This is a genomic window from Salmonella sp. FC25216, from assembly GCF_057751355.1.
Genome location: NZ_JBDGON010000001.1, coordinates 599009 through 619703 on the forward strand (window position 1 = coordinate 599009; position 20695 = coordinate 619703).

Annotated in this window: 19 protein-coding genes; 15 read left to right on the top strand and 4 right to left on the bottom strand. The window is 53.4% G+C overall.

Annotated elements, in window-relative coordinates:
• Positions 1–86: 86 nt before the first annotated feature.
• A complete protein-coding gene (gene melB, locus AC3G3F_RS02820; RefSeq protein ID WP_053509233.1) occupies positions 87–1517 on the bottom strand; it encodes a melibiose:sodium transporter MelB in 1431 nt (476 codons plus the stop codon).
• 83 nt (positions 1518–1600) lie between these two features.
• Positions 1601–2956: an alpha-galactosidase gene (gene melA / locus AC3G3F_RS02825; RefSeq protein ID WP_077944567.1), complete on the bottom strand. Its 1356-nt coding sequence runs from the start codon at positions 2954–2956 to the stop codon at positions 1601–1603.
• A gap of 268 nt (positions 2957–3224) precedes the next feature.
• On the opposite strand from melA, the gene melR reads away from it, so the two are divergent.
• From melR to pmrB, 7 genes are all read left to right on the top strand, one after another.
• Positions 3225–4157, top strand: a complete 933-nt coding sequence (melR, locus tag AC3G3F_RS02830; RefSeq protein WP_488394401.1) for a transcriptional regulator MelR — start codon at positions 3225–3227, stop codon at positions 4155–4157.
• 232 nt (positions 4158–4389) lie between these two features.
• Entirely contained in the window at positions 4390–6657 is a 2268-nt protein-coding gene (adiA, locus tag AC3G3F_RS02835; protein WP_088734702.1) for an arginine decarboxylase, read from the top strand.
• A gap of 297 nt (positions 6658–6954) precedes the next feature.
• A complete protein-coding gene (locus AC3G3F_RS02840) occupies positions 6955–7716 on the top strand; it encodes an AraC family transcriptional regulator (RefSeq protein WP_488394403.1) in 762 nt (253 codons plus the stop codon).
• 139 nt (positions 7717–7855) lie between these two features.
• On the top strand, positions 7856–9193 hold the full coding sequence (gene adiC / locus AC3G3F_RS02845) for an arginine/agmatine antiporter (RefSeq protein WP_023249521.1): 1338 nt from the start codon (positions 7856–7858) through the stop codon (positions 9191–9193).
• 131 nt (positions 9194–9324) lie between these two features.
• The gene (gene eptA / locus AC3G3F_RS02850; protein ID WP_023249520.1) at positions 9325–10968 is read left to right on the top strand and encodes a phosphoethanolamine transferase EptA; all 1644 of its coding nucleotides are present in this window, start codon (positions 9325–9327) and stop codon (positions 10966–10968) included.
• On the top strand, positions 10965–11633 hold the full coding sequence (gene pmrA, locus AC3G3F_RS02855) for a two-component system response regulator PmrA (protein WP_023249519.1): 669 nt from the start codon (positions 10965–10967) through the stop codon (positions 11631–11633). Before eptA ends, pmrA begins: the two co-directional genes overlap by 4 nt.
• A gap of 9 nt (positions 11634–11642) precedes the next feature.
• A complete protein-coding gene (gene pmrB, locus AC3G3F_RS02860) occupies positions 11643–12713 on the top strand; it encodes a two-component system sensor histidine kinase PmrB (protein ID WP_079817718.1) in 1071 nt (356 codons plus the stop codon).
• An 8-nt stretch (positions 12714–12721) separates the two neighbouring features.
• Here pmrB and pmrR read toward each other — a convergent pair whose 3' ends face one another.
• Complete coding sequence (pmrR, locus tag AC3G3F_RS02865; protein WP_000844399.1) at positions 12722–12811, bottom strand: LpxT activity modulator PmrR; 90 nt, start codon at positions 12809–12811, stop codon at positions 12722–12724.
• A 69-nt stretch (positions 12812–12880) separates the two neighbouring features.
• The gene (gene proP / locus AC3G3F_RS02870) at positions 12881–14383 is read right to left on the bottom strand and encodes a glycine betaine/L-proline transporter ProP (protein ID WP_053509223.1); all 1503 of its coding nucleotides are present in this window, start codon (positions 14381–14383) and stop codon (positions 12881–12883) included.
• A 466-nt stretch (positions 14384–14849) separates the two neighbouring features.
• Here proP and AC3G3F_RS02875 point away from each other — a divergent pair, with 466 nt between their 5' ends.
• The 8 genes from AC3G3F_RS02875 (at position 14850) to AC3G3F_RS02910 (ending at position 20676) form a co-directional block, all read left to right on the top strand.
• Positions 14850–15185, top strand: a complete 336-nt coding sequence (locus AC3G3F_RS02875) for a zinc ribbon domain-containing protein YjdM (RefSeq protein WP_000056482.1) — start codon at positions 14850–14852, stop codon at positions 15183–15185.
• A 119-nt stretch (positions 15186–15304) separates the two neighbouring features.
• Entirely contained in the window at positions 15305–15748 is a 444-nt protein-coding gene (yjdN, locus tag AC3G3F_RS02880) for a VOC family metalloprotein YjdN (protein ID WP_121767990.1), read from the top strand.
• A gap of 132 nt (positions 15749–15880) precedes the next feature.
• Positions 15881–16669, top strand: a complete 789-nt coding sequence (gene phnC / locus AC3G3F_RS02885) for a phosphonate ABC transporter ATP-binding protein (RefSeq protein ID WP_023249515.1) — start codon at positions 15881–15883, stop codon at positions 16667–16669.
• A gap of 23 nt (positions 16670–16692) precedes the next feature.
• A complete protein-coding gene (gene phnD / locus AC3G3F_RS02890) occupies positions 16693–17694 on the top strand; it encodes a phosphonate ABC transporter substrate-binding protein (RefSeq protein ID WP_080168591.1) in 1002 nt (333 codons plus the stop codon).
• 69 nt (positions 17695–17763) lie between these two features.
• Entirely contained in the window at positions 17764–18543 is a 780-nt protein-coding gene (gene phnE, locus AC3G3F_RS02895; protein WP_023249513.1) for a phosphonate ABC transporter, permease protein PhnE, read from the top strand.
• A gap of 20 nt (positions 18544–18563) precedes the next feature.
• The gene (phnG, locus tag AC3G3F_RS02900; RefSeq protein WP_053529147.1) at positions 18564–19016 is read left to right on the top strand and encodes a phosphonate C-P lyase system protein PhnG; all 453 of its coding nucleotides are present in this window, start codon (positions 18564–18566) and stop codon (positions 19014–19016) included.
• On the top strand, positions 19013–19609 hold the full coding sequence (gene phnH / locus AC3G3F_RS02905) for a phosphonate C-P lyase system protein PhnH (protein ID WP_023249511.1): 597 nt from the start codon (positions 19013–19015) through the stop codon (positions 19607–19609). Before phnG ends, phnH begins: the two co-directional genes overlap by 4 nt.
• Positions 19609–20676 carry a carbon-phosphorus lyase complex subunit gene (locus tag AC3G3F_RS02910; RefSeq protein WP_488394406.1) on the top strand — a complete coding sequence of 356 codons (1068 nt, stop codon included), beginning with the start codon at positions 19609–19611 and terminating at the stop codon, positions 20674–20676. The genes phnH and AC3G3F_RS02910 overlap by 1 nt, the downstream gene beginning before the upstream one ends.
• The last annotated feature ends 19 nt before the right edge of the window (positions 20677–20695 follow it).

Consider the following 20695-nt stretch of genomic DNA (forward strand, 5'->3'; position numbering starts at 1 on the left):
TGGCAGGCCCGGCATTCTCCCGGGCCGCGTTATCGGTTAATTGCCGGATGGCGCTACGCTTATCCGGCCTGGACGAGAGACCATGCTCACGCTTTTACATCGCTGGTCGCTACCACAGAAATCACCGGGCTATCCGGCTGTTCGACGAATGGCGGTGTTTTCCGGTATTTATCCAGCAGGTGGATCTGAATCTTGCGCAGCATATCGCCGTTCAAACGGTAGTAGCGGAAGTAGAGAACTAACGTCATCATGAAAAACAGTACCGGCAGGACAATCATAATAAACTGCATCCCCTGCAGGGTTTGCGCAGACTGCGCCACATTCGGCGTGTAGCCAATCAGCCCCAGCACCAGAGCGATAAAGAACGCCGCAAACGCCGAGCCGCCCTTCACGACCATCGTCTGTACGGAATAGGCGATACTCTCGCAGCGAATATTGAGCTTAAATTCCCCATAATCGACCGTATCCGCCACCATGATCACCTGAAGCACCCAAAAGAGCGCGGTCCCGATATTAAGGAAAATACCCGCCGCCACGATTAAAGCGGCATTATGGACGTCCGCCAACGCCATCGCAAAGAGCCCAGCGCAACTCAGAACGGGCATCACGGAGGCACCCGCCCACAATATCCGCCGCGATAACATTTTCACCAGCCGGGGGAAGAGAATCAACGTCAGCAGATTCGCCGCGCCGGCGTAAGAAAGGTAATAGGGAAAAAGATCGGCATCGCCAATCACATAGGTGAAGTAGTAGATCGCAAAGCCGTTGATAATATTGGAGGCAATGTTATATGCCAGCGCCATTCCCAACAGGCAAGAGAGCTGATCGTTTTTGTATATCAATCCAACGATTGTTTTTAACGTCAGATGTGGGCGACCAGCCGTTACGCCGTTGTCGGAGGAGTACACCTCATGTACGTTGCGTAATGTCACGATAGTCGAGGCTATAAAGAACGCAATCAGTACCAGCGTGAACATCTGAAAGCCGAATCCGCGATCCGCTCCACCAACGTAATTCACAAACGGCAGTGTTATACCGGCAGTGACGAAGCCAGCCAGACTGGCGAAGAAACGCGGGAACGGCACCAGTTGTTCGCGTTCTCGCTTATCAAGCGTAATGGTCGGCACCAGCGACCAAAATGGGATATCCATAATGGTATACGTCATGCCCCACAGGATGTAGGTCACGCAGACAAATACAACCTGCGCGGTTCCCTCAAAAAGATGGGCGCTGAACAGCAGAAAAAGCACCAGCGAATTGGTTAAGGTGCCGATCAATATCCACGGCTTAAATTTCCCCCACCGCGAACGCGTGGCGTTGACAATCCATCCCATGATGGGATCGTTTATCGCATCCCAGATTCGCGCGACCAGAAAGAGGGTGCCGACGAGGCCGACCGAGAGTCCCACCACATCGGTGTAGTAATACATCAGGTACATATACACGATGCCGATGGCGAAATCCTTACCAAACGCACCGAACCCGTAACTCAGCTTTGTTGTCAGAGAGATGCTCATAGGGTACCGGGTCGCTGTTACCAGCGCCCGCCTTCTGTTAGTAGAGGTTAAACGCCGGATCTGCCGTCCAGCGCGGCTGGAGATTAACGACGTAACCAGGCCGGAAGCCAGTCGCCATGCGCGGCGATCAGATCGTCAACCAACGCATAGATTTCTTCTATACCCAGCACCGCCGCGGTATGAGGGTCCATCATCGCCGCGTGATACACACGATCGCGGTTTTCCGTGAGGATGGCTTCGGTCAACAGCGTTTGCACGTTGATGTTGGTCTGCATCATCGCCGCCAGATGAGAAGGGATCGTCCCCACCTTCGTCGGCTGGATGCCGTTGGCATCCACCAGACAAGCCACTTCCACGCAGCTTCCCTGCGGCAGGTTATCAATCAGCCCCTCATTACGCACATTGCCGTAAATCACGCTCGGCTCGCCGGTCCACAGTGCGTTCATAATGGTGCTGGCGTACTCGCGGGACGGTTTGATATCGATACGCTCGGCGGTTTTATACTCCTCCAGCTCTTTATGCCAGTTCGCCAGTTGTTCTACGCAGCGTTTCGGATATTCATCCAGCGGCACCTTGTAGCGCGCAATCAGATCCTCGCGTCCCGGTTTAATAAACCACGGTGTGTACTCGGCAAAATGCTCTGATGACTCGGTGACGAAGTAACCCAGCTTTTTGAACATCTCGTAGCGCACAATGTTCTGGCAGCGTTCATTGCCGTGAATATTGGGCTTCGGTGCCTGTCCGGCGTCATAGGCCGCCTGCAATTCAGGATAGAGATTGACATAAGTCCCGTCAGCCGTTTTGCGTTCCAGTTCCAGGTAAAACGCCATGTGATTAATGCCGGCGCAACGGTAGCGCAGCGAGGCGGGATCGATATTCAGATCGCGCGCCAGTTCTTCCGCCGTTCCCTGTACAGAATGGCACAGGCCGACCTGTTTGATATGCGGATAGCGGGCATACATCGCCCAGGTATTCATCGCCATCGGGTTGACGTAATTGAGCATGGTGGCCTTCGGACAGACTTCCGTCATGTCTTCGCAAATCCGCCACAGATGCGGGATGGTCCGCAATGCGCGCATAATGCCGCCCGGCCCCAGCGTATCGGCGATCGTCTGTTCCAGGCCATGACGTTTACAGACCTCAAAATCGGTCACGGTGCAGGGTTCATAGCCGCCAATCTGAAAGGCGACCACCACGAAATCCGCATCCTGTAGCGCCGCTTTCTGTTTGGTATGGCAGGTAATTCGGCCAGAAGCGCCCGCTGAGTCCATCAGTTTTCGTACAACAATGTGCGACTCTTCAAGCCGGGTTTCGTCAATATCCATCAGGGCGATATGCGCTGACTTTAGCGCCTCGCGATGAAACACATCGCCGAGGATATTTTTGACGAAAATCGTAGAACCTGCGCCGATAAAGGTAATTTTGGGTGCCGCCATCATGACTCTCCAGAACAGTAGTGAACACCTTCATGGTGGCACGCGTTCCCGGTGAAAACCTCCGTCTTCCCCAATGAGCATTCCCGAAAACTCAGATCGTATGCTGACGCGCGGAAGATCTGAGTTTTTGGGACAAAATAGCGTAAAAAGCAGAGTATTCGGCCTGATAGTCAGACTACGCTCTACAATACCGACGGATTCTGTGTCCGGATTCCCGGTTTCCTCCCTGCTAAACGCGCATAATTCTGATAATTCAGGAAATGGAGTGACGATGAGTACGCAGCCAATAACCTTTCTCCCGCCCGACCCGCACATGTGCAACGGTGATGAAAAGCAAACCCGTAGCCCGTTGTCGCTCTATTCTGAATATCAACGGCTGGACGTTGAACTGAGGCCGCCGCACAGGATGGCCAGCAGTCACTGGCATGGGCAAGTGGAAGTGAATGTTCCGTTTGACGACGATGTGGAGTATTTAATCAACAATGAAGTCGTGCAGATAAAGCAGGGACATATCACCCTGTTTTGGGCCTGTACGCCACACCAGCTTACCCGCCCCGGCAATTGCCGACAGATGGCGATTTTCAGTTTGCCGATGCACCTGTTTCTCTCCTGGCCGCTGGCTCGCGATCTTATCAACCACGTCACGCACGGGATGGTGGTAAAATCGCTGGCAACCCAGCAACTTAGTACCTTTGAAGTATTGCGCTGGCAACAGGAAACAAGCAGCCCGAATGAGCAAATTCGTCAGTTGGCGATCGATGAGATCGGCCTGATGCTTAAACGCTTTAGCCTTTCCGGCTGGCAACCCATTTTGCTCAATAAAACATCACGCACCCACAAGAATAGCGTCTCACGCCATGCGCAGTTTTACGTAAGCCAGATGCTGGGATTTATTGCCGATAACTACGATCAGGCGCTAACCATTAACGACGTCGCGGAGCATGTCAAACTCAATGCTAATTACGCGATGGGAATATTCCAGCGGGTCATGCAACTGACGATGAAGCAGTACATCACGGCGATGCGCATCAATCACGTACGCGCCTTATTGAGCGATACTGACAAAACGATCCTCGATGTCGCTCTGACTGCCGGATTCCGATCCAGCAGCCGTTTTTACAGTACTTTCAGCAAATTTGTCGGCATGTCGCCGCAACAATACCGCAAGCTAAGCCAGCAACGGCGCCAGACGATGCCCGGCTGAAACCGGATACCACTATCAGCCAAAAAAATAATTCACCTGTCGATAAACCGTGGGTGAAATGGCACGCTATAAATAATTAACTAATTGTTTATTAAAAAATAATATCAATAACCGGCTATTGTTTAACCACTTTACACCCCCTATTTGACGGGGTAATACTTGCCCACGTCACATTCATACGGCGGGTCGGCAAGGCGTAAATTGCACGGCCTCCACAACCGGGTAAAAGATGATGAAAGTATTAATTGTTGAAAGTGAGTTTCTGCATCAGGACACCTGGGTTGGCAACGCGGTTGAGCGTCTGGCGGATGCCTTGAGCCAACAAAATGTTACCGTCATTAAATCGACATCCTTCGATGACGGTTATGCCATCTTGTCCGCGAACGAAGCCATTGACTGTCTGATGTTCAGCTATCAAATGGAACAACCGGATGAGCACCTGAGTGTCAGGCAATTGATCGGTAAGCTTCACGAGCGTCAGCAAAACGTACCCGTTTTCCTGTTAGGCGACAGGGAAAAAGCGACGGCATCGCTGGACCGCGACCTGCTGGAGCTTGTCGATGAGTTCGCCTGGATTCTGGAAGACACCGCTGACTTTATCGCCGGACGCGCCGTTGCCGCCATGACCCGGTATCGCCAGCAACTGTTACCGCCGCTGTTTAACGCGTTGATGAAATACAGCGACATTCATGAATACTCATGGGCGGCGCCTGGACACCAGGGCGGCGTCGGCTTCACTAAAACGCCTGCCGGTCGCTTTTATCACGATTATTATGGCGAAAACCTGTTCCGCAGCGACATGGGGATTGAGCGTACCACGCTTGGTTCACTACTCGACCATACCGGCGCGTTTGGCGAAAGCGAGAAAAACGCCGCCCGCGTATTCGGCGCCGACCGCTCCTGGTCCGTGGTTGTCGGGACCTCCGGCTCTAACCGCACTATTATGCAGGCCTGTATGACGGATAATGATGTCGTCGTACTGGATCGTAACTGCCATAAATCCATCGAACAGGGGCTGATCCTCACCGGGGCCAAACCGGTATATATGGTGCCAAGCCGTAACCGTTACGGCATTATCGGGCCAATCTACCCGCAGGAAATGCAGCCTGAAACCTTGCAGAAAAAAATCAGCGCCAGCCCGCTGACCAAAACCAAAGCCGGACAGAAACCTTCTTACAGCGTGGTGACCAACTGTACCTATGACGGCGTATGCTATAACGCCAAAGAGGCGCAGGATCTGCTGGCAAAAACCAGCGATCGCATTCACTTCGACGAAGCATGGTACGGCTATGCGCGCTTCAACCCGATTTATTGCGATCACTACGCGATGCGCGGCGAGCCAGGCGACCATAACGGTCCGACCGTTTTTGCCACCCACTCTACTCACAAACTGCTGAACGCGCTTTCACAAGCCTCCTACATCCACGTTCGTGAAGGCCGCGGCGCGGTGAATTTCTCCCGCTTCAACCAGGCGTATATGATGCATGCCACCACCTCTCCGTTATATGCCATCTGCGCATCCAACGATGTGGCGGTATCGATGATGGACGGCAACAGCGGCCTGTCGCTCACTCAGGAGGTGATTGACGAAGCGGTCGATTTCCGTCAGGCGATGGCGCGTCTTTATAAAGAGTTTACTGACGAAGGCGACTGGTTCTTTAAACCGTGGAATAAAGATGTCGTCACCGATCCACAAACCGGTAAAACGTATGACTTCGCTGACGCGCCGGCAAAACTATTGGCTACCGACCAGAACTGTTGGGTCATGCGCCCCGGGGAAACCTGGCACGGCTTTAAAGACCTGCCGGATAACTGGAGTATGCTGGACCCGATCAAAGTCAGTATCCTGGCGCCGGGTATGGGCGACGATGGCGAACTGGAAGCATCCGGTGTACCTGCTGCGCTGGTCACGGCATGGCTTGGCCGCCACGGTATCGTGCCGACCCGCACCACCGACTTCCAGATTATGTTCCTGTTCTCCATGGGGGTCACTCGCGGGAAATGGGGGACGTTGATCAACACACTGTGTTCCTTCAAACACCATTACGACGCGAATACGCCGCTGGCGCAGGTGATGCCGGAACTGGTGCAGGATTATCCTGACACTTACGCGAACATGGGTATTCATGATCTGGGCGATAAAATGTTTGCCTGGCTACGTGAAAATAACCCAGGCGCCCGTCTCAACGCCGCTTATTCCACCCTGCCGGCCGCGGAAATCACCCCGCGCGACGCCTACAACGCGATCGTGAACGACAATATTGAAATGGTGGCGATTGAAAATCTGCCGGGTCGCATTGCGGCGAACTCCGTTATTCCTTACCCGCCAGGAATCCCGATGCTCCTCTCCGGCGAAAACTTTGGCGATGAAAACAGTCCGCAGGTGGGTTACTTACGCTCGCTGCAATCCTGGGATCATCACTTCCCTGGCTTTGAGCATGAAACCGAAGGCACGGAAATTATTGATGGCGTATATCACGTTATGTGCGTGAAAGCCTAATCACAGAGAGTCTTTTTTTGAGGATGGCATGTATTCCCTGAGTATTGCTGCAAAACAATAATACTGTCATACCTTTTTTGCGCGGGCCCCATCCCGCGCTTTTTTTATACAAAAATTACAGGTTGCCACTCGCGTACAAATTTTTGTACACCCTAATTCATCGTACAAATATTGTAATATTATTCAGGAAAGTTATTTTAATGCAGTTTCAATTCATCACACAATTGACTCAACCCCCGTTATCTCTCCCGTTTGGCGAGATCCGGTCTTTTATGTTCATATTCCAGGAGTTCGGGTATGAGGATTTGCAGCAACGAGCCTTGCATAGTGGTATTAACCGAAAAAGACACATGGTTACGAGTAAATGGTAAGGAGCCAATCAGTTTAAAAGCGAATCATATGGCCATTCTGGCTTGTGAAAATAACGTTATCGATATTTCATCATTAAATAGCGTGCTAGTAATACAAGTGAGTCGCAATAATATTAAAGACTATTTACAATTCCTGAATAAAGATCTCTCACACCTACCCATCTGGCAACGCAACGCCGATCCCTTATTGACCGCCACCTGTCTGACGCCAGATATTTTCAGGGTCACCGTCCGCTACAGCGCGATGGAAACACAGGATGAAATTGCTATTGAACGTACTCGTTCTCTCCTTTTCACCGTTTTATCCCGCTTTCTTGACCACAAAAAATTCATCTCTTTGTTAATGCATATGCTGCGTAGCCGCATCAGCGACAGCGTTTATCACATCATTCAGAGCGATATTCATAAAGACTGGAATCTGAGCGCCGTCGCCAGTTGCCTATGTCTGAGCCCAAGTTTGTTAAAGAAAAAACTCAAAAATGAGAATACCAGTTATAGCCAAATAATCACCACCTGCCGAATGCGTTATGCCGTAAACCAATTATTAATGGATGGAAAGAATATCTCGCAAGTCTCACAGCTTTGTGGGTATAACAGCACGTCGTACTTTATTTCCGTGTTTAAAGAGTTTTATGGTATGACCCCCCTGCATTATGTTAGCCAACATCGGGAACGATCAGCCGCCTAATTTTTACACACTCAACGATAAGACACGATAATATCAGCATTGGCGATAACCTGTCTCCGATATAATTCAGCAGCATTCTAAGGGGGTATGATACGACGTAATTTATCGTAACGAAGTCACCTTTTCAGGAGTCCAAATTATGTCTTCGGATGCTGATGCTCACAAAGTGGGCCTAATCCCCGTCACCTTAATGGTCTCGGGGAATATTATGGGTTCAGGGGTATTCTTACTCCCTGCCAACCTGGCGGCCACTGGCGGGATTGCAATCTACGGATGGCTGGTCACTATCATCGGCGCCCTGGCGCTGTCGATGGTTTATGCCAAAATGTCGTCCTTAGATCCCAGTCCCGGCGGTTCCTATGCCTACGCACGCCGCTGCTTCGGGCCGTTTTTAGGCTATCAAACGAACGTGCTGTACTGGCTGGCATGCTGGATCGGTAATATCGCGATGGTTGTTATCGGCGTCGGCTATCTGAGCTATTTCTTCCCGATTCTGAAAGATCCGCTGGTATTAACGCTTACCTGCGTCGCGGTGCTGTGGATTTTTGTTCTGCTGAACATCGTCGGGCCGAAAATGATTACCCGCGTACAGGCCGTCGCCACCATACTGGCGCTGGTGCCTATCGTAGGGATTGCGGTCTTCGGCTGGTTCTGGTTTAAAGGCGAAACCTATATGGCGGCCTGGAACGTGAGCGGCATGAATACCTTCGGCGCGATTCAAAGCACGTTGAACGTCACGCTATGGTCATTCATCGGGGTAGAAAGCGCCTCCGTTGCGGCCGGGGTGGTGAAAAATCCGAAACGCAACGTGCCTATCGCCACCATCGGCGGGGTACTGATCGCCGCCGTCTGCTACGTGCTTTCCACAACGGCGATTATGGGGATGATCCCCAACGCGGCGCTGCGTGTATCGGCATCGCCTTTTGGTGACGCGGCGCGTATGGCGCTGGGCGATACCGCAGGGGCTATCGTTTCCTTCTGTGCGGCAGCGGGCTGCCTGGGCTCTCTCGGCGGCTGGACGCTGCTTGCCGGTCAAACCGCAAAAGCGGCGGCGGACGATGGTCTCTTCCCACCGATCTTCGCCCGGGTGAATAAAGCCGGTACGCCAGTGGCTGGATTGCTTATCGTCGGCGTGCTGATGACTATCTTCCAATTCAGCAGCATGTCGCCGAACGCCGCGAAAGAGTTTGGTCTGGTCTCCTCCGTGTCGGTTATCTTCACCCTGGTGCCTTATCTTTACACCTGTGCCGCGCTGTTGCTGTTGGGCCACGGTCACTTTGGTAAAGCACGCCCGCTGTATCTACTGATTACCTTCGTCGCGTTTGTGTATTGCATCTGGGCGGTCATCGGTTCCGGTGCCAAAGAGGTGATGTGGTCGTTCGTCACGTTGATGGTGATCACCGCACTGTATGCGTTGAACTACAATCGCATTCACAAAAACCCGTATCCTCTGGATGCGCCGGTTAAACAGGATTAACCACGTCGTTAATGTTATCGTAACAGGCCGGATAGCGCAGGTTATCCGGTCGCCACTAACATTAAGTTCTTAAGGTTCACTTAATTTTACTTTGTCACGATTAGCGTCACTGAATCGATGGACGCATCAACATGTTAAAACGCTTTCTTAAAAGACCTGTTCTTGGGCAAATCGCCTGGCTTCTGCTTTTTTCCTTTTATATTGCCGTCTGCCTGAACATTGCGTTCTATAAGCAGGTACTACAAGACCTACCGTTAAACTCGCTGCGCAATGTGCTGGTGTTTATTTCCATGCCGGTCGTCGCGTTCAGCGTGGTCAATAGTGTGCTGACGCTGGCCTCATTTATTTGGCTAAACCGGCTGCTGGCCTGCATTTTTATTCTGGTCGGTGCTGCCGCGCAGTATTTTATTTTGACTTACGGCATCATCATCGATCGCTCCATGATCGCCAATATGGTGGATACCACGCCTGCGGAAACCTTTGCGCTGATGACGCCGCAAATGGTGCTGACGCTGGGATTAAGCGGCATTCTGGCAGCCATGGTTGCCTGCTGGATTAAAATTCGCCCCGCGATGCCGCGCTTACGTAGCGGGCTTTACCGCCTGGCCAGCGTCCTGATCTCTATTTTATTAGTTATTCTGGTCGCCGCCTTTTTCTATAAAGATTACGCCTCGCTATTTCGAAATAATAAACAGTTGATCAAAGCGTTAAGCCCATCGAACAGTATTGTCGCCAGTTGGTCATGGTATTCGCATCAACGGCTGGCGAATTTGCCGCTGGTACGCATTGGCGAGGATGCCCATCGCAATCCATTAATGCTGAAAGGCGATCGCAGAAACCTGACGATCCTCATCGTTGGCGAAACCTCACGCGGCGATGATTTCTCTCTTGGCGGCTATCCGCGCGACACCAATCCGCGGCTGGCAAAAGACGATGTGATCTATTTCCCGCATACCACCTCTTGCGGTACGGCGACCGCGATCTCCGTTCCCTGCATGTTTTCTGATATGCCGCGCAAACATTATGACGAAGAGCTGGCGCATCACCAGGAAGGGCTACTGGATATTATCCAGCGCGCGGGGATTAACGTACTGTGGAATGATAATGACGGCGGCTGTAAAGGCGCATGCGATCGCGTTCCGCATCAAAATGTCACCGAGCTAAACCTGCCCGGACAATGTATCGACGGCGAGTGCTACGATGAGGTGTTATTTCACGGTCTGGAAGACTATATCGACCATTTGAAAGGCGATGGCGTTATTGTACTGCATACCATCGGCAGCCACGGCCCAACCTATTACAACCGTTATCCACCGCAGTTTAAAAAATTTACCCCAACCTGTGACACGAACGAAATTCAGAACTGTTCCCAACAGCAGTTGGTCAACACCTATGATAATACCGTGCTGTACGTGGACTATATTGTGGATAAAGCCATTAACTTGCTGAAATCCAAACAGGATAAATTTACTACCAGTCTGGTCTATCTTTCCGATCACGGCGAATCATTGGGCGAAAATGGCGTCTATTTACACGGTCTGCCGTATTCCATTGCGCCGGACACGCAAAAACATGTCCCGATGCTTATTTGGCTTTCCAAAGATTATCAACAACGTTATCAGGTAGATCAATCTTGTCTACAAAAACGGGCGAGCACGCTGGATTATTCACAGGACAATCTTTTCTCAACCATGCTGGGATTAACCGGCGTACAAACGAAGTATTACCAGGCCGCAGATGATATTCTGCAACCGTGCAGGAGATTAAGCGAATGAAGATTCTGATTGTTGAAGACGACACGCTATTATTACAGGGGTTAATACTCGCCGCGCAAACCGAAGGCTATGCGTGTGATGGCGTTTCGACAGCGCGTGCCGCCGAGCATAGTCTGGAGTCAGGTCATTACAGTCTGATGGTGCTGGATTTAGGGCTGCCCGATGAAGATGGCCTGCATTTCCTGACGCGAGTGCGGCAGAAAAAATATACCCTGCCGGTACTCATTCTGACCGCCCGCGATACGCTCAACGACCGTATTACCGGGCTGGATGTCGGCGCAGATGATTATCTGGTTAAACCCTTCGCCCTGGAGGAGTTGCACGCCCGTATCCGCGCCCTGCTGCGCCGCCATAATAATCAGGGTGAAAGTGAACTGACGGTTGGCAATCTGACGCTCAATATGGGTCGACATCAGGCGTGGAGGGACGGACAGGAACTGACCCTGACGCCTAAGGAGTACGCGCTGCTCTCACGGTTGATGCTCAAGGCAGGTAGTCCGGTGCACCGGGAAATTCTTTATAACGATATCTACAACTGGGATAACGAACCCTCGACCAACACTCTGGAAGTGCATATACATAATTTACGCGACAAAGTCGGCAAGTCGCGCATTCGCACGGTTCGCGGGTTTGGCTACATGCTGGTTGCCACTGAGGAAAGCTAAGTGAGCCTGATGCGTTTTCGGCAAAGAGCGATGACCCTTCGCCAGCGTTTAATGCTGACAATCGGTCTTATTCTGCTGGTGTTCCAGTTAATCAGTACCTTCTGGCTATGGCATGAAAGCACCGAGCAAATCCAACTGTTCGAGCAGGCGCTGCGGGATAATCGCAACAACGATCGCCATATCATGCACGAAATTCGCGAGGCGGTCGCCAGCCTGATCGTCCCCGGCGTATTTATGGTTAGCCTGACGTTGCTGATTTGCTACCAGGCGGTACGGCGTATTACCCGTCCGCTCGCCGAACTGCAAAAAGAGCTGGAAGCGCGGACGGCGGATAATCTGGCACCGATCGCCATTCACAGCTCCACGCTTGAGATTGAGTCCGTCGTCTCGGCGATCAATCAACTGGTTACGCGTTTGACCACCACGCTCGACAATGAACGCCTTTTTACCGCCGATGTGGCCCATGAGCTACGCACGCCGCTGTCAGGGGTGCGTTTGCATCTGGAATTATTGTCAAAAACCCACAATATTGATGTTGCGCCGCTTATCGCCCGTCTTGACCAGATGATGGATAGCGTCTCCCAGCTTCTGCAACTGGCGCGCGTGGGCCAGTCATTCTCTTCCGGAAATTATCAGGAAGTAAAACTGCTGGAAGATGTGATCCTCCCCTCCTACGATGAGCTGAACACCATGCTGGAAACGCGCCAGCAAACTCTGTTGCTACCGGAAAGCGCGGCGGACGTGGTGGTACGCGGTGACGCGACGTTACTGCGTATGCTGCTGCGAAATCTGGTGGAAAACGCGCATCGCTATAGCCCTGAAAGAACCCGTATCACTCTCCACATTAGCGCCGCCCCCGACGCCATTATGGCGGTCGAAGACGAGGGGCCGGGTATTGATGAAAGCAAATGCGGGAAGCTAAGCGAAGCGTTCGTGCGAATGGACAGCCGTTATGGCGGAATTGGACTGGGGCTGAGTATCGTCAGCCGCATCACCCAACTGCATCAGGGACAGTTTTTCCTGCAAAACCGTACGGACAGAACAGGCACCCGTGCCTGGGTGCTGTTGAAAAAGGTATAAACAGGCGTTTAATACGTAGTGACCCACACATAGATAAAACTGCTGACAATCAGCACACTACACAGGGTCGTCAAACTTTTATAAATATAGCTTTTCATGACGCTCTCCTCCAAAGGTATGGAGGAGAGTGTGCCAGCAAGAGATTAAGCGAACCTTAAGCGCGACATTTATTCATCGATGCGCGGATGTTGCTGTACCAGACGCGAACGTTTAACCTGCAACTCCGCAATTTCCTGATCGATGTCGTCGATTTTCTGCTCAATATTATCGTAATGCTCGCCCAGAATTTCCTTCGCTTCCTGGATGTCCGACGCCGCTGGCGTTGCGCCTTTTAGCGGGCGATTGGCCGTCTCTTTCATGGAAATACCGGTAATCAAGCCTATCACCGCGATGACCATCAAATAATACGCCGGCATCATCAGATCCTGCGAACTTTCCACCAGCCAGGCCGCCAGCGTCGGCGTCAGACCGGCAATCAATACAGAGATGTTAAAGGCCGCCGCCAGCGCGCTGTAGCGAATATGCGTCGGAAACATCGCCGGCAACGTCGAGGCCATCACCCCGGTAAAGCAGTTCAAAATCACCGCCAGCATCAACAAACCGGCAAAAATCAGGCCAATAACGTTACTGTTAATCAAAATAAAGGCCGGAATTGCCAGCGCAAACAGCGCAATGCTGCCCATAATCACAAACGGACGACGACCGAAACGGTCGCTCAACAGCCCCATCACCGGTTGCACAAACAGCATCCCGATCATAATAGCGATGATAATCAACACGCCGTGATCTTCAGAATAGTGCAGGTTATGCGACAGATAGCTCGGCATGTAGGTGAGCAGCATGTAGTAGGTCACGTTGGTGGCAATCACCAGACCGATACACGACAACAGGCTACGCCAGTGTTTGGTGGCGATCTCTTTAAAAGAGACTTTCGGCCCATCCTGCAGCCCTTCGCGGTCGCCCTGCTCCAGTTTCTCCACGTGCTGCTGGAACGCTGGCGTCTCTTCCAGCGCATGGCGTAAGTAGAGACCGATAATCCCCAACGGCAGGGCGATAAAGAACGGAATACGCCAGCCCCACTCCAGGAAATTCTCCTCGCCGACAATCGTCGAGATTAAGACCACCACGCCCGCGCCCAGCACGAACCCTGCGATGGAACCAAAATCCAGCCAGCTTCCCATAAACCCGCGTTTACGGTCCGGCGAATATTCAGCGACAAAGATCGATGCGCCGGTATATTCCCCGCCAACCGAGAAGCCCTGCGCCATTTTACACAGCAGCAATAATATTGGCGCCCAGATACCGATCGTCGCGTAAGAAGGAATTAACCCGATACAGAAGGTACTGATCGACATAATCACAATCGTGATCGCCAGGATCTTCTGGCGCCCGTATTTATCGCCGAGCATACCAAAGAATAACCCGCCGAGCGGTCGAATCAGGAAGGGAACGGAAAACGTGGCCAGCGCGGCAATCATCTGGACGCTGGGATCGGCGCCGGGGAAAAAGACTTTACCCAACGCATAGGCAACAAATCCATAAACACCAAAATCAAACCACTCCATCGCGTTGCCCAGCGAGGCGGCGGTAATCGCTTTGCGAAGTTTACCGTCATCAATGATGGTCACATCGCCCAGTGTAATCGGTTTTATTTTTTTCCTTTTCAGCATAGCTGTCCTCATAGGCTAAGCCCTGTAGCGCTATATACGGCGGGCACCGGCATACCGCGCCAGCGTCGCCGTCGAGCGGAGGGAGAGCGCGAACGCTATCCCTCATACAAGCGTAGCAGGTTTACTTACACTGTCCGGTTACGGACTGTACAACCGAACCTGTTGACGCCTGAATGGGCAGTTAATGACCTCTTTACCCTAACAGTGTTTAAATATGTGATCAACTTCACACATATATGTCAATCTGGTCAAAAGGTGTAAACAAGGACGCCCTCATGCGCTGTGGTGACAGGAAAAAAGCGGTTATTCGGCTGTAAACCATTGCGGACTGGCGTTGCGCAGCCGCTTTTATAAAAGCGGCAATAGTCCCGACAACGCTAAGGATTTTGTGTATAATTGCGGCCTTTTTCGGCGATCTGCCATTTTTGGGCGCGTTTGCCCCCGCTGACTTTTTGAGGAAACCAACATGTCATTACCCCACTGCCCGCAATGTAACTCCGAATATACCTACGAAGATAACGGCATGTTCATCTGCCCGGAATGCGCCCACGAATGGAACGATGCGGAGCCTGCTCAGGAGAGCGATGAACTGATTGTCAAAGACGCTAACGGCAACCTGCTGGCGGACGGCGATAGCGTCACCATCGTGAAAGATCTGAAAGTAAAAGGCAGCTCTTCCATGCTGAAAATCGGCACCAAAGTGAAGAACATTCGTCTGGTTGAAGGCGACCATAACATCGACTGCAAAATCGATGGTTTTGGCCCGATGAAACTGAAATCCGAGTTCGTGAAAAAGAACTGATTTACCGTGTCATTGCCCGGTAACGCCTCGCTTACCGGGCATGAGCCTCCCTTCCACCGACAATATTGTACAAATTTCGAACTACACTTAACGAGCGTCTCTTACCTGAGGTAACCATCATGCCGTTAAGTCCCTATCTCTCTTTTGCCGGCAACTGTGCCGACGCCATCGCGTATTACCAACAAACGTTAGGCGCAAAACTGCTCCATAAACTCAGCTTCGGTGAAATGCCCCCATCGGCGGCGGATAACGAAGAGGGCTGCCCGTCAGGAATGCTCTTTCCCGATACCGCTATCGCCCATGCCAACATGCGCATTGCGGGCAGCGACATCATGATGAGCGATGCCATCGCGTCGGGAACGGCGCATTATTCCGGCTTTACGCTGGTGCTTGATACCCACGATGTGGAAGAAGGGAAACGCTGGTTTGATAACCTTGCCGCACAAGGGCAAATCGAAATGGACTGGCAGGAGACCTTCTGGGCGCATGGTTTCGGCAAGGTCAGCGATCGGTTCGGTGTACCGTGGATGATTAACGTTGTTAAACAGCAGCCTGCCACCTAACTCCCCGGGAGGCGCAGCCTCCCGCAGTGTCATCAAATCCCCCTTAATTCTTCATCTTGAAGTAACCAGTCATTAACTAAAACGTCACATAAATCCGCCACGATGGGGCCACTTTTCCAGGGAGGCCGCAGTATGCAAACGATTATTCGTGTCGAGAAACTCTCCAAAACGTTCCAGCAAAATCGGGCGCTTAATGCGGTTGATCTGCATATCGCCGCCGGTGAAATGGTCGCGCTGCTTGGGCCGTCCGGCTCCGGCAAATCCACTCTTTTACGTCATTTGAGCGGGCTTATCACTGGCGATAAAACGCCGGGTAGCCATATTGAGCTACTGGGCCGTACCGTTCAGCGCGAGGGCCGACTGGCGCGCGACATTCGTAAGAGCCGCGCCCATACCGGCTGTATCTTTCAGCAATTCAACCTGGTCAACCGCCTGACGGTACTGGAAAACGTGCTGATTGGCGCGCTCGGTAGTACGCCGCTCTGGCGTACCTGTTTTCGCTGGTTCAGCCGGCAACAGAAACAGCGAGCATTTCAGGCGCTGACCCGCGTCGGTATGACGCACTTTGCGTATCAGCGCGTCTCTACGCTCTCCGGTGGTCAACAGCAGCGCGTCGCCATCGCCCGTGCCTTAATGCAACAGGCGCAAGTCATTCTCGCCGATGAACCCATCGCTTCGCTGGACCCGGAGTCGGCGCGCATCGTGATGGACACGCTGCGCGATATCAACCAGACCGATGGCATCACTGTGGTCGTCACGCTACATCAGGTGGACTACGCCCTGCGCTACTGCGAACGGATTGTCGCGCTGCGGCAGGGAAACGTCTTTTACGACGGTGGCAGCCAGCACTTTGATAACGATCGATTTGACCATCTTTACCGCAGCATTAATCGCGTCGAACAGAACGCGCAGGCTGCTTAACGTCCCCTTAGTGAGGAATGGAAATGCGCTATAAAACCGTTGCCGCGCTGGCCTTCACCAGCATATTGCTAAGTTCTGCCCACGCCGCAGAGCAGGAAAAGGCGCTGAATTTTGGCATTATCTCGACTGAATCACAGCAAAATCTGAAGCCACAGTGGGACCCGTTCCTGAAGGATATGGAAAAGACGCTGGGTGTGAAAGTGAATGCCTTCTTCGCCCCGGACTACGCGGGCATTATTCAGGGGATGCGCTTTAACAAAGTCGATATCGCCTGGTATGGCAATCTTTCCGCGATGGAAGCGGTGGATCGCGCCAACGGCCAGGTTTTCGCTCAGACCGTCGCGGCGGACGGATCGCCTGGCTACTGGAGCGTGTTGATCGTCAACAAAGACAGTCCGATCAACAATCTCAACGATCTGATCGCCAAACGTAAAGATCTTACCTTCGGTAACGGCGATCCTAACTCCACCTCAGGCTTCCTTGTTCCCGGCTATTACGTCTTCGCCAAAAACAAGATTTCTACCAGCGACTTCAAACGTACCGTTAATGCCGGACACGAAACCAACGCGCTGGCGGTCGCCAACAAGCAGGTGGATGTCGCCACCAACAACACCGAAAACCTCGATAAGTTAAAAACCTCCGCGCCGGACAAGCTGAAAGCGTTGAAGGTGATCTGGAAGTCGCCGTTGATCCCTGGCGATCCTATCGTCTGGCGTAAAAATCTCCCCGACGCCACCAAAGATAAGGTGTACGACTTCTTTATGAACTACGGCAAAACGCCGGAAGAAAAAACCGTGCTTGAGCGTCTGGGCTGGGCGCCGTTCCGCCCCTCCAGCGACCTGCAACTGGTACCGATTCGCCAGCTAACGCTGTTTAAAGAAATGCAGAGCATAAAGGACAACAAAGGGCTGAGCGAGGAAGAGAAAGTCAGCAAAACCTCGGCGCTGAAAGCGCAACTTGACGATCTCGACCGCCTGACCGCCGCCCTCGGCGCGATGACCAGCGTAAATAAAGTGGTTCAGTAATGCGTAGGCCGGGTAAGCGCAGCGCCTTACCCGGCCTACCGGTAAACAATCCTTCTTACGGAGCCAAATATGCACACCATCACCGTCGCCCCGCCAAAGCGTAGCTGGTTCTCGCTGCTAAGCTGGGCCATCCTGCTTGCCGTGCTGGTCGTGTCGTGGAAGGGCGCCGAAATGGCCCCATTCACGCTAATCGAGGATTCCGGCAATATGGCGACCTTCGCCGCCGACTTCTTCCCGCCGGACTTCAGCCAGTGGCAGGACTATCTCGGCGAGATGGCCGTGACTCTGCAAATCGCCGTCTGGGGCACTGCCCTGGCCGTCATTCTGTCGATTCCTTTTGGCCTGATGAGCGCCGATAACATCGTACCGTGGTGGATTTATCAGCCGGTACGCCGCTTGATGGACGCCTGTCGCGCCATTAATGAAATGGTCTTCGCCATGCTGTTTGTCGTCGCCGTCGGTCTCGGCCCGTTCGCGGGGGTGATGGCGCTGTTTATCCACACCACCGGCGTGCTCTCCAAGCTGCTTTCCGAAGCAGTCGAAGCCATTGAGCCCGGCCCGGTTGAAGGTATTCGCGCTACCGGCGCTAATAAGCTCGAAGAAATTCTTTTTGGCGTACTGCCGCAGGTAATGCCGCTACTGATCTCCTACTCGTTATACCGTTTTGAATCTAACGTCCGCTCCGCGACGGTGGTTGGAATGGTCGGCGCAGGCGGCATCGGCGTCACCCTGTGGGAAGCGATTCGCGGCTTTCAATTCCAGCAAACCTGCGCCCTGATGGTGTTAATCATCGTCACCGTCAGCCTGCTGGACTTTCTCTCTCAGCGTTTACGTAAACACTTTATCTGATTAACGAGGCACTGCTTGCCATGCACTTCGATACCCCCACCCGCCAGCGCTGGATGCGCGCGCTGGCTTACAGCAATGCCGATGCGCTGAACGCCCGTATGCAGGCGTTAAAACTGACCCCAACTTATGAACTGATTCGCGCCCCGGAAACCGGACTGATGCAGATTCAGGCGCGAATGGGCGGCACCGGCAGCCGCTTCTTTGCTGGCGACACCACTCTGACGCGGGCAGTCGTGCGCCTGAAAAGCGGCACGCTGGGCTACAGCTATCTGCTGGGTCGCAACAAACCGCACGCCGAACAGTGTGCCGTCATCGACGCTCTGCTTCAGGAGCCGTCTCATTTTCAGACGCTGATGGAAACCTTAATTGCCCCACTGGAGGCGGAGCGTGAGGCGCAAATTCGCGCTCGTGCTGCCGAAGTCAACGCCAGCCGGGTCGACTTCTTCACGCTGGTACGCGGGGATAACGCATGACACCATCTACGGCACTACAGACCGCCTTTAACCTGCCCGTCCAGGACGCGCAACAGAGCTTTCGTCGCCTGCTGAAAGCGATGAGCGAACCGGGCGTGATTGTTGGCTTGCATCAACTGAACCATGGCTGGCAGCCGCTAAATCTTGCCACGACCAGCGTCTTGCTGACGCTGGTTGACGGCGACACCCCGGTCTGGCTATCGCCTGCCGTTAATAACGATATCGCCCGCCAGAACCTGCGCTTCCACACCAACGCGCTGCTGGTTGAACAACCGCAGCAGGCCACCTTCGCCGTCGCCGACGCGCGCATCAGCGGCGAGCAGCTTAACGCGCTTTCCGCCGGTTCCGCCGTCGCGCCGGAAACCAGCGCCACGCTGATTGTCCAGCTTTCCGCTCTGAGCGGTGGCCGGATGTTGCGCCTGACCGGCGCGGGGATCGCCGAAGAGCGGATGATTGCCCCGCAGTTGCCGGACTGCCTGCTTCACGAACTGACCGAGCGTCCGCATCCCTTCCCGCTGGGAGTCGATTTACTCCTTACCTGCGGCGAACGGCTGCTGGCCATCCCGCGAACCACCCATGTGGAGGTGTGCTGATGTACGTCGCTGTCAAAGGGGGCGAAAAAGCGATAGCCAACGCCCACGCGTTACAGGAGAACCGCCGCCGGGGCGACAGCGCCATCGCCGAACTCAGCGTGGCGCAAATCGAGCAGCAGATGGGCCTCGCCGTAGATCGCGTGATGACCGAAGGCGGCATTGCTGACCGCGAGCTGGCGGCGCTGGCGCTGAAACAGGCCAGCGGCGATAACGTTGAGGCTATTTTTCTGCTGCGCGCTTATCGCACCACTCTGGCGAAGCTGGCGGTGAGCGAGCCGATGAATACCGCAAACATGCGCCTGGAACGCCGCATCTCCGCGGTCTACAAAGATATTCCTGGCGGGCAGTTATTAGGCCCAACGTATGATTACACCCATCGTCTGTTGGATTTTACGTTACTGGCGAAGGGTGAAACGCCGCCGCTACGCACCGCCGATAACGCGTCAGAAGCCGCTCCGCATGTCTTTTCACTGCTGGCGAATCAGAACCTGGCGAAGCGCGAAGAAGATAACGGCGCAGAGCCGGATGATATCACCCGCACGCCGCCGGTTTACCCCTGTTCCCGCGCCTCGCGTCTGCAACAGTTCATGCGCGGCGACGAAGGTTACCTACTGGCGCTGGCCTACTCCACCCAGCGCGGCTACGGGCGCAACCACCCGTTCGCGGCGGAGATCCGCAGCGGTTATGTGGCGCTGGAAACGGTAGCAGAAGAGCTGGGATTTGCAGTAAACGTCGGCGAACTGCTGATGACAGAATGCGAAATGGTGAACGGCTTTGTCGCGCCGGAAAACGACACGCCGCATTTTACCCGCGGCTACGGACTGGTCTTCGGCATGAGCGAACGTAAAGCAATGGCAATGGCGCTGATGGACAGAGCCCTACAGGCGCCCGACTACGATGAAGCGGTCACAGGCCCGGCGCAGGACGAAGAGTTCGTACTGGCGCATGCGGATAACGTCGAGGCGGCGGGTTTTGTTTCGCATCTCAAGCTCCCCCATTACGTCGATTTCCAGGCCGAGCTGGAACTGCTCAAACGCCTGCAACAGGAGGCCGTCCGTGACCACTAATCTCTCTGGCTACAACTTT

Coding starts and splice junctions, on each gene's coding strand:
- melA (WP_077944567.1), bottom strand. CDS start 2,956: ATGATGGCGGCACCCAAAATTACCTTTATCGGCGCAGGTTCTACGATT.
- phnD (WP_080168591.1), top strand. CDS start 16,693: ATGCGCTATAAAACCGTTGCCGCGCTGGCCTTCACCAGCATATTGCTA.
- phnC (WP_023249515.1), top strand. CDS start 15,881: ATGCAAACGATTATTCGTGTCGAGAAACTCTCCAAAACGTTCCAGCAA.
- adiC (WP_023249521.1), top strand. CDS start 7,856: ATGTCTTCGGATGCTGATGCTCACAAAGTGGGCCTAATCCCCGTCACC.
- phnG (WP_053529147.1), top strand. CDS start 18,564: ATGCACTTCGATACCCCCACCCGCCAGCGCTGGATGCGCGCGCTGGCT.
- phnE (WP_023249513.1), top strand. CDS start 17,764: ATGCACACCATCACCGTCGCCCCGCCAAAGCGTAGCTGGTTCTCGCTG.
- proP (WP_053509223.1), bottom strand. CDS start 14,383: ATGCTGAAAAGGAAAAAAATAAAACCGATTACACTGGGCGATGTGACC.
- yjdN (WP_121767990.1), top strand. CDS start 15,305: ATGCCGTTAAGTCCCTATCTCTCTTTTGCCGGCAACTGTGCCGACGCC.
- AC3G3F_RS02875 (WP_000056482.1), top strand. CDS start 14,850: ATGTCATTACCCCACTGCCCGCAATGTAACTCCGAATATACCTACGAA.
- melB (WP_053509233.1), bottom strand. CDS start 1,517: ATGAGCATCTCTCTGACAACAAAGCTGAGTTACGGGTTCGGTGCGTTT.
- pmrA (WP_023249519.1), top strand. CDS start 10,965: ATGAAGATTCTGATTGTTGAAGACGACACGCTATTATTACAGGGGTTA.
- pmrB (WP_079817718.1), top strand. CDS start 11,643: ATGCGTTTTCGGCAAAGAGCGATGACCCTTCGCCAGCGTTTAATGCTG.
- melR (WP_488394401.1), top strand. CDS start 3,225: ATGAGTACGCAGCCAATAACCTTTCTCCCGCCCGACCCGCACATGTGC.
- eptA (WP_023249520.1), top strand. CDS start 9,325: ATGTTAAAACGCTTTCTTAAAAGACCTGTTCTTGGGCAAATCGCCTGG.
- AC3G3F_RS02910 (WP_488394406.1), top strand. CDS start 19,609: ATGTACGTCGCTGTCAAAGGGGGCGAAAAAGCGATAGCCAACGCCCAC.
- pmrR (WP_000844399.1), bottom strand. CDS start 12,811: ATGAAAAGCTATATTTATAAAAGTTTGACGACCCTGTGTAGTGTGCTG.
- AC3G3F_RS02840 (WP_488394403.1), top strand. CDS start 6,955: ATGAGGATTTGCAGCAACGAGCCTTGCATAGTGGTATTAACCGAAAAA.
- phnH (WP_023249511.1), top strand. CDS start 19,013: ATGACACCATCTACGGCACTACAGACCGCCTTTAACCTGCCCGTCCAG.
- adiA (WP_088734702.1), top strand. CDS start 4,390: ATGAAAGTATTAATTGTTGAAAGTGAGTTTCTGCATCAGGACACCTGG.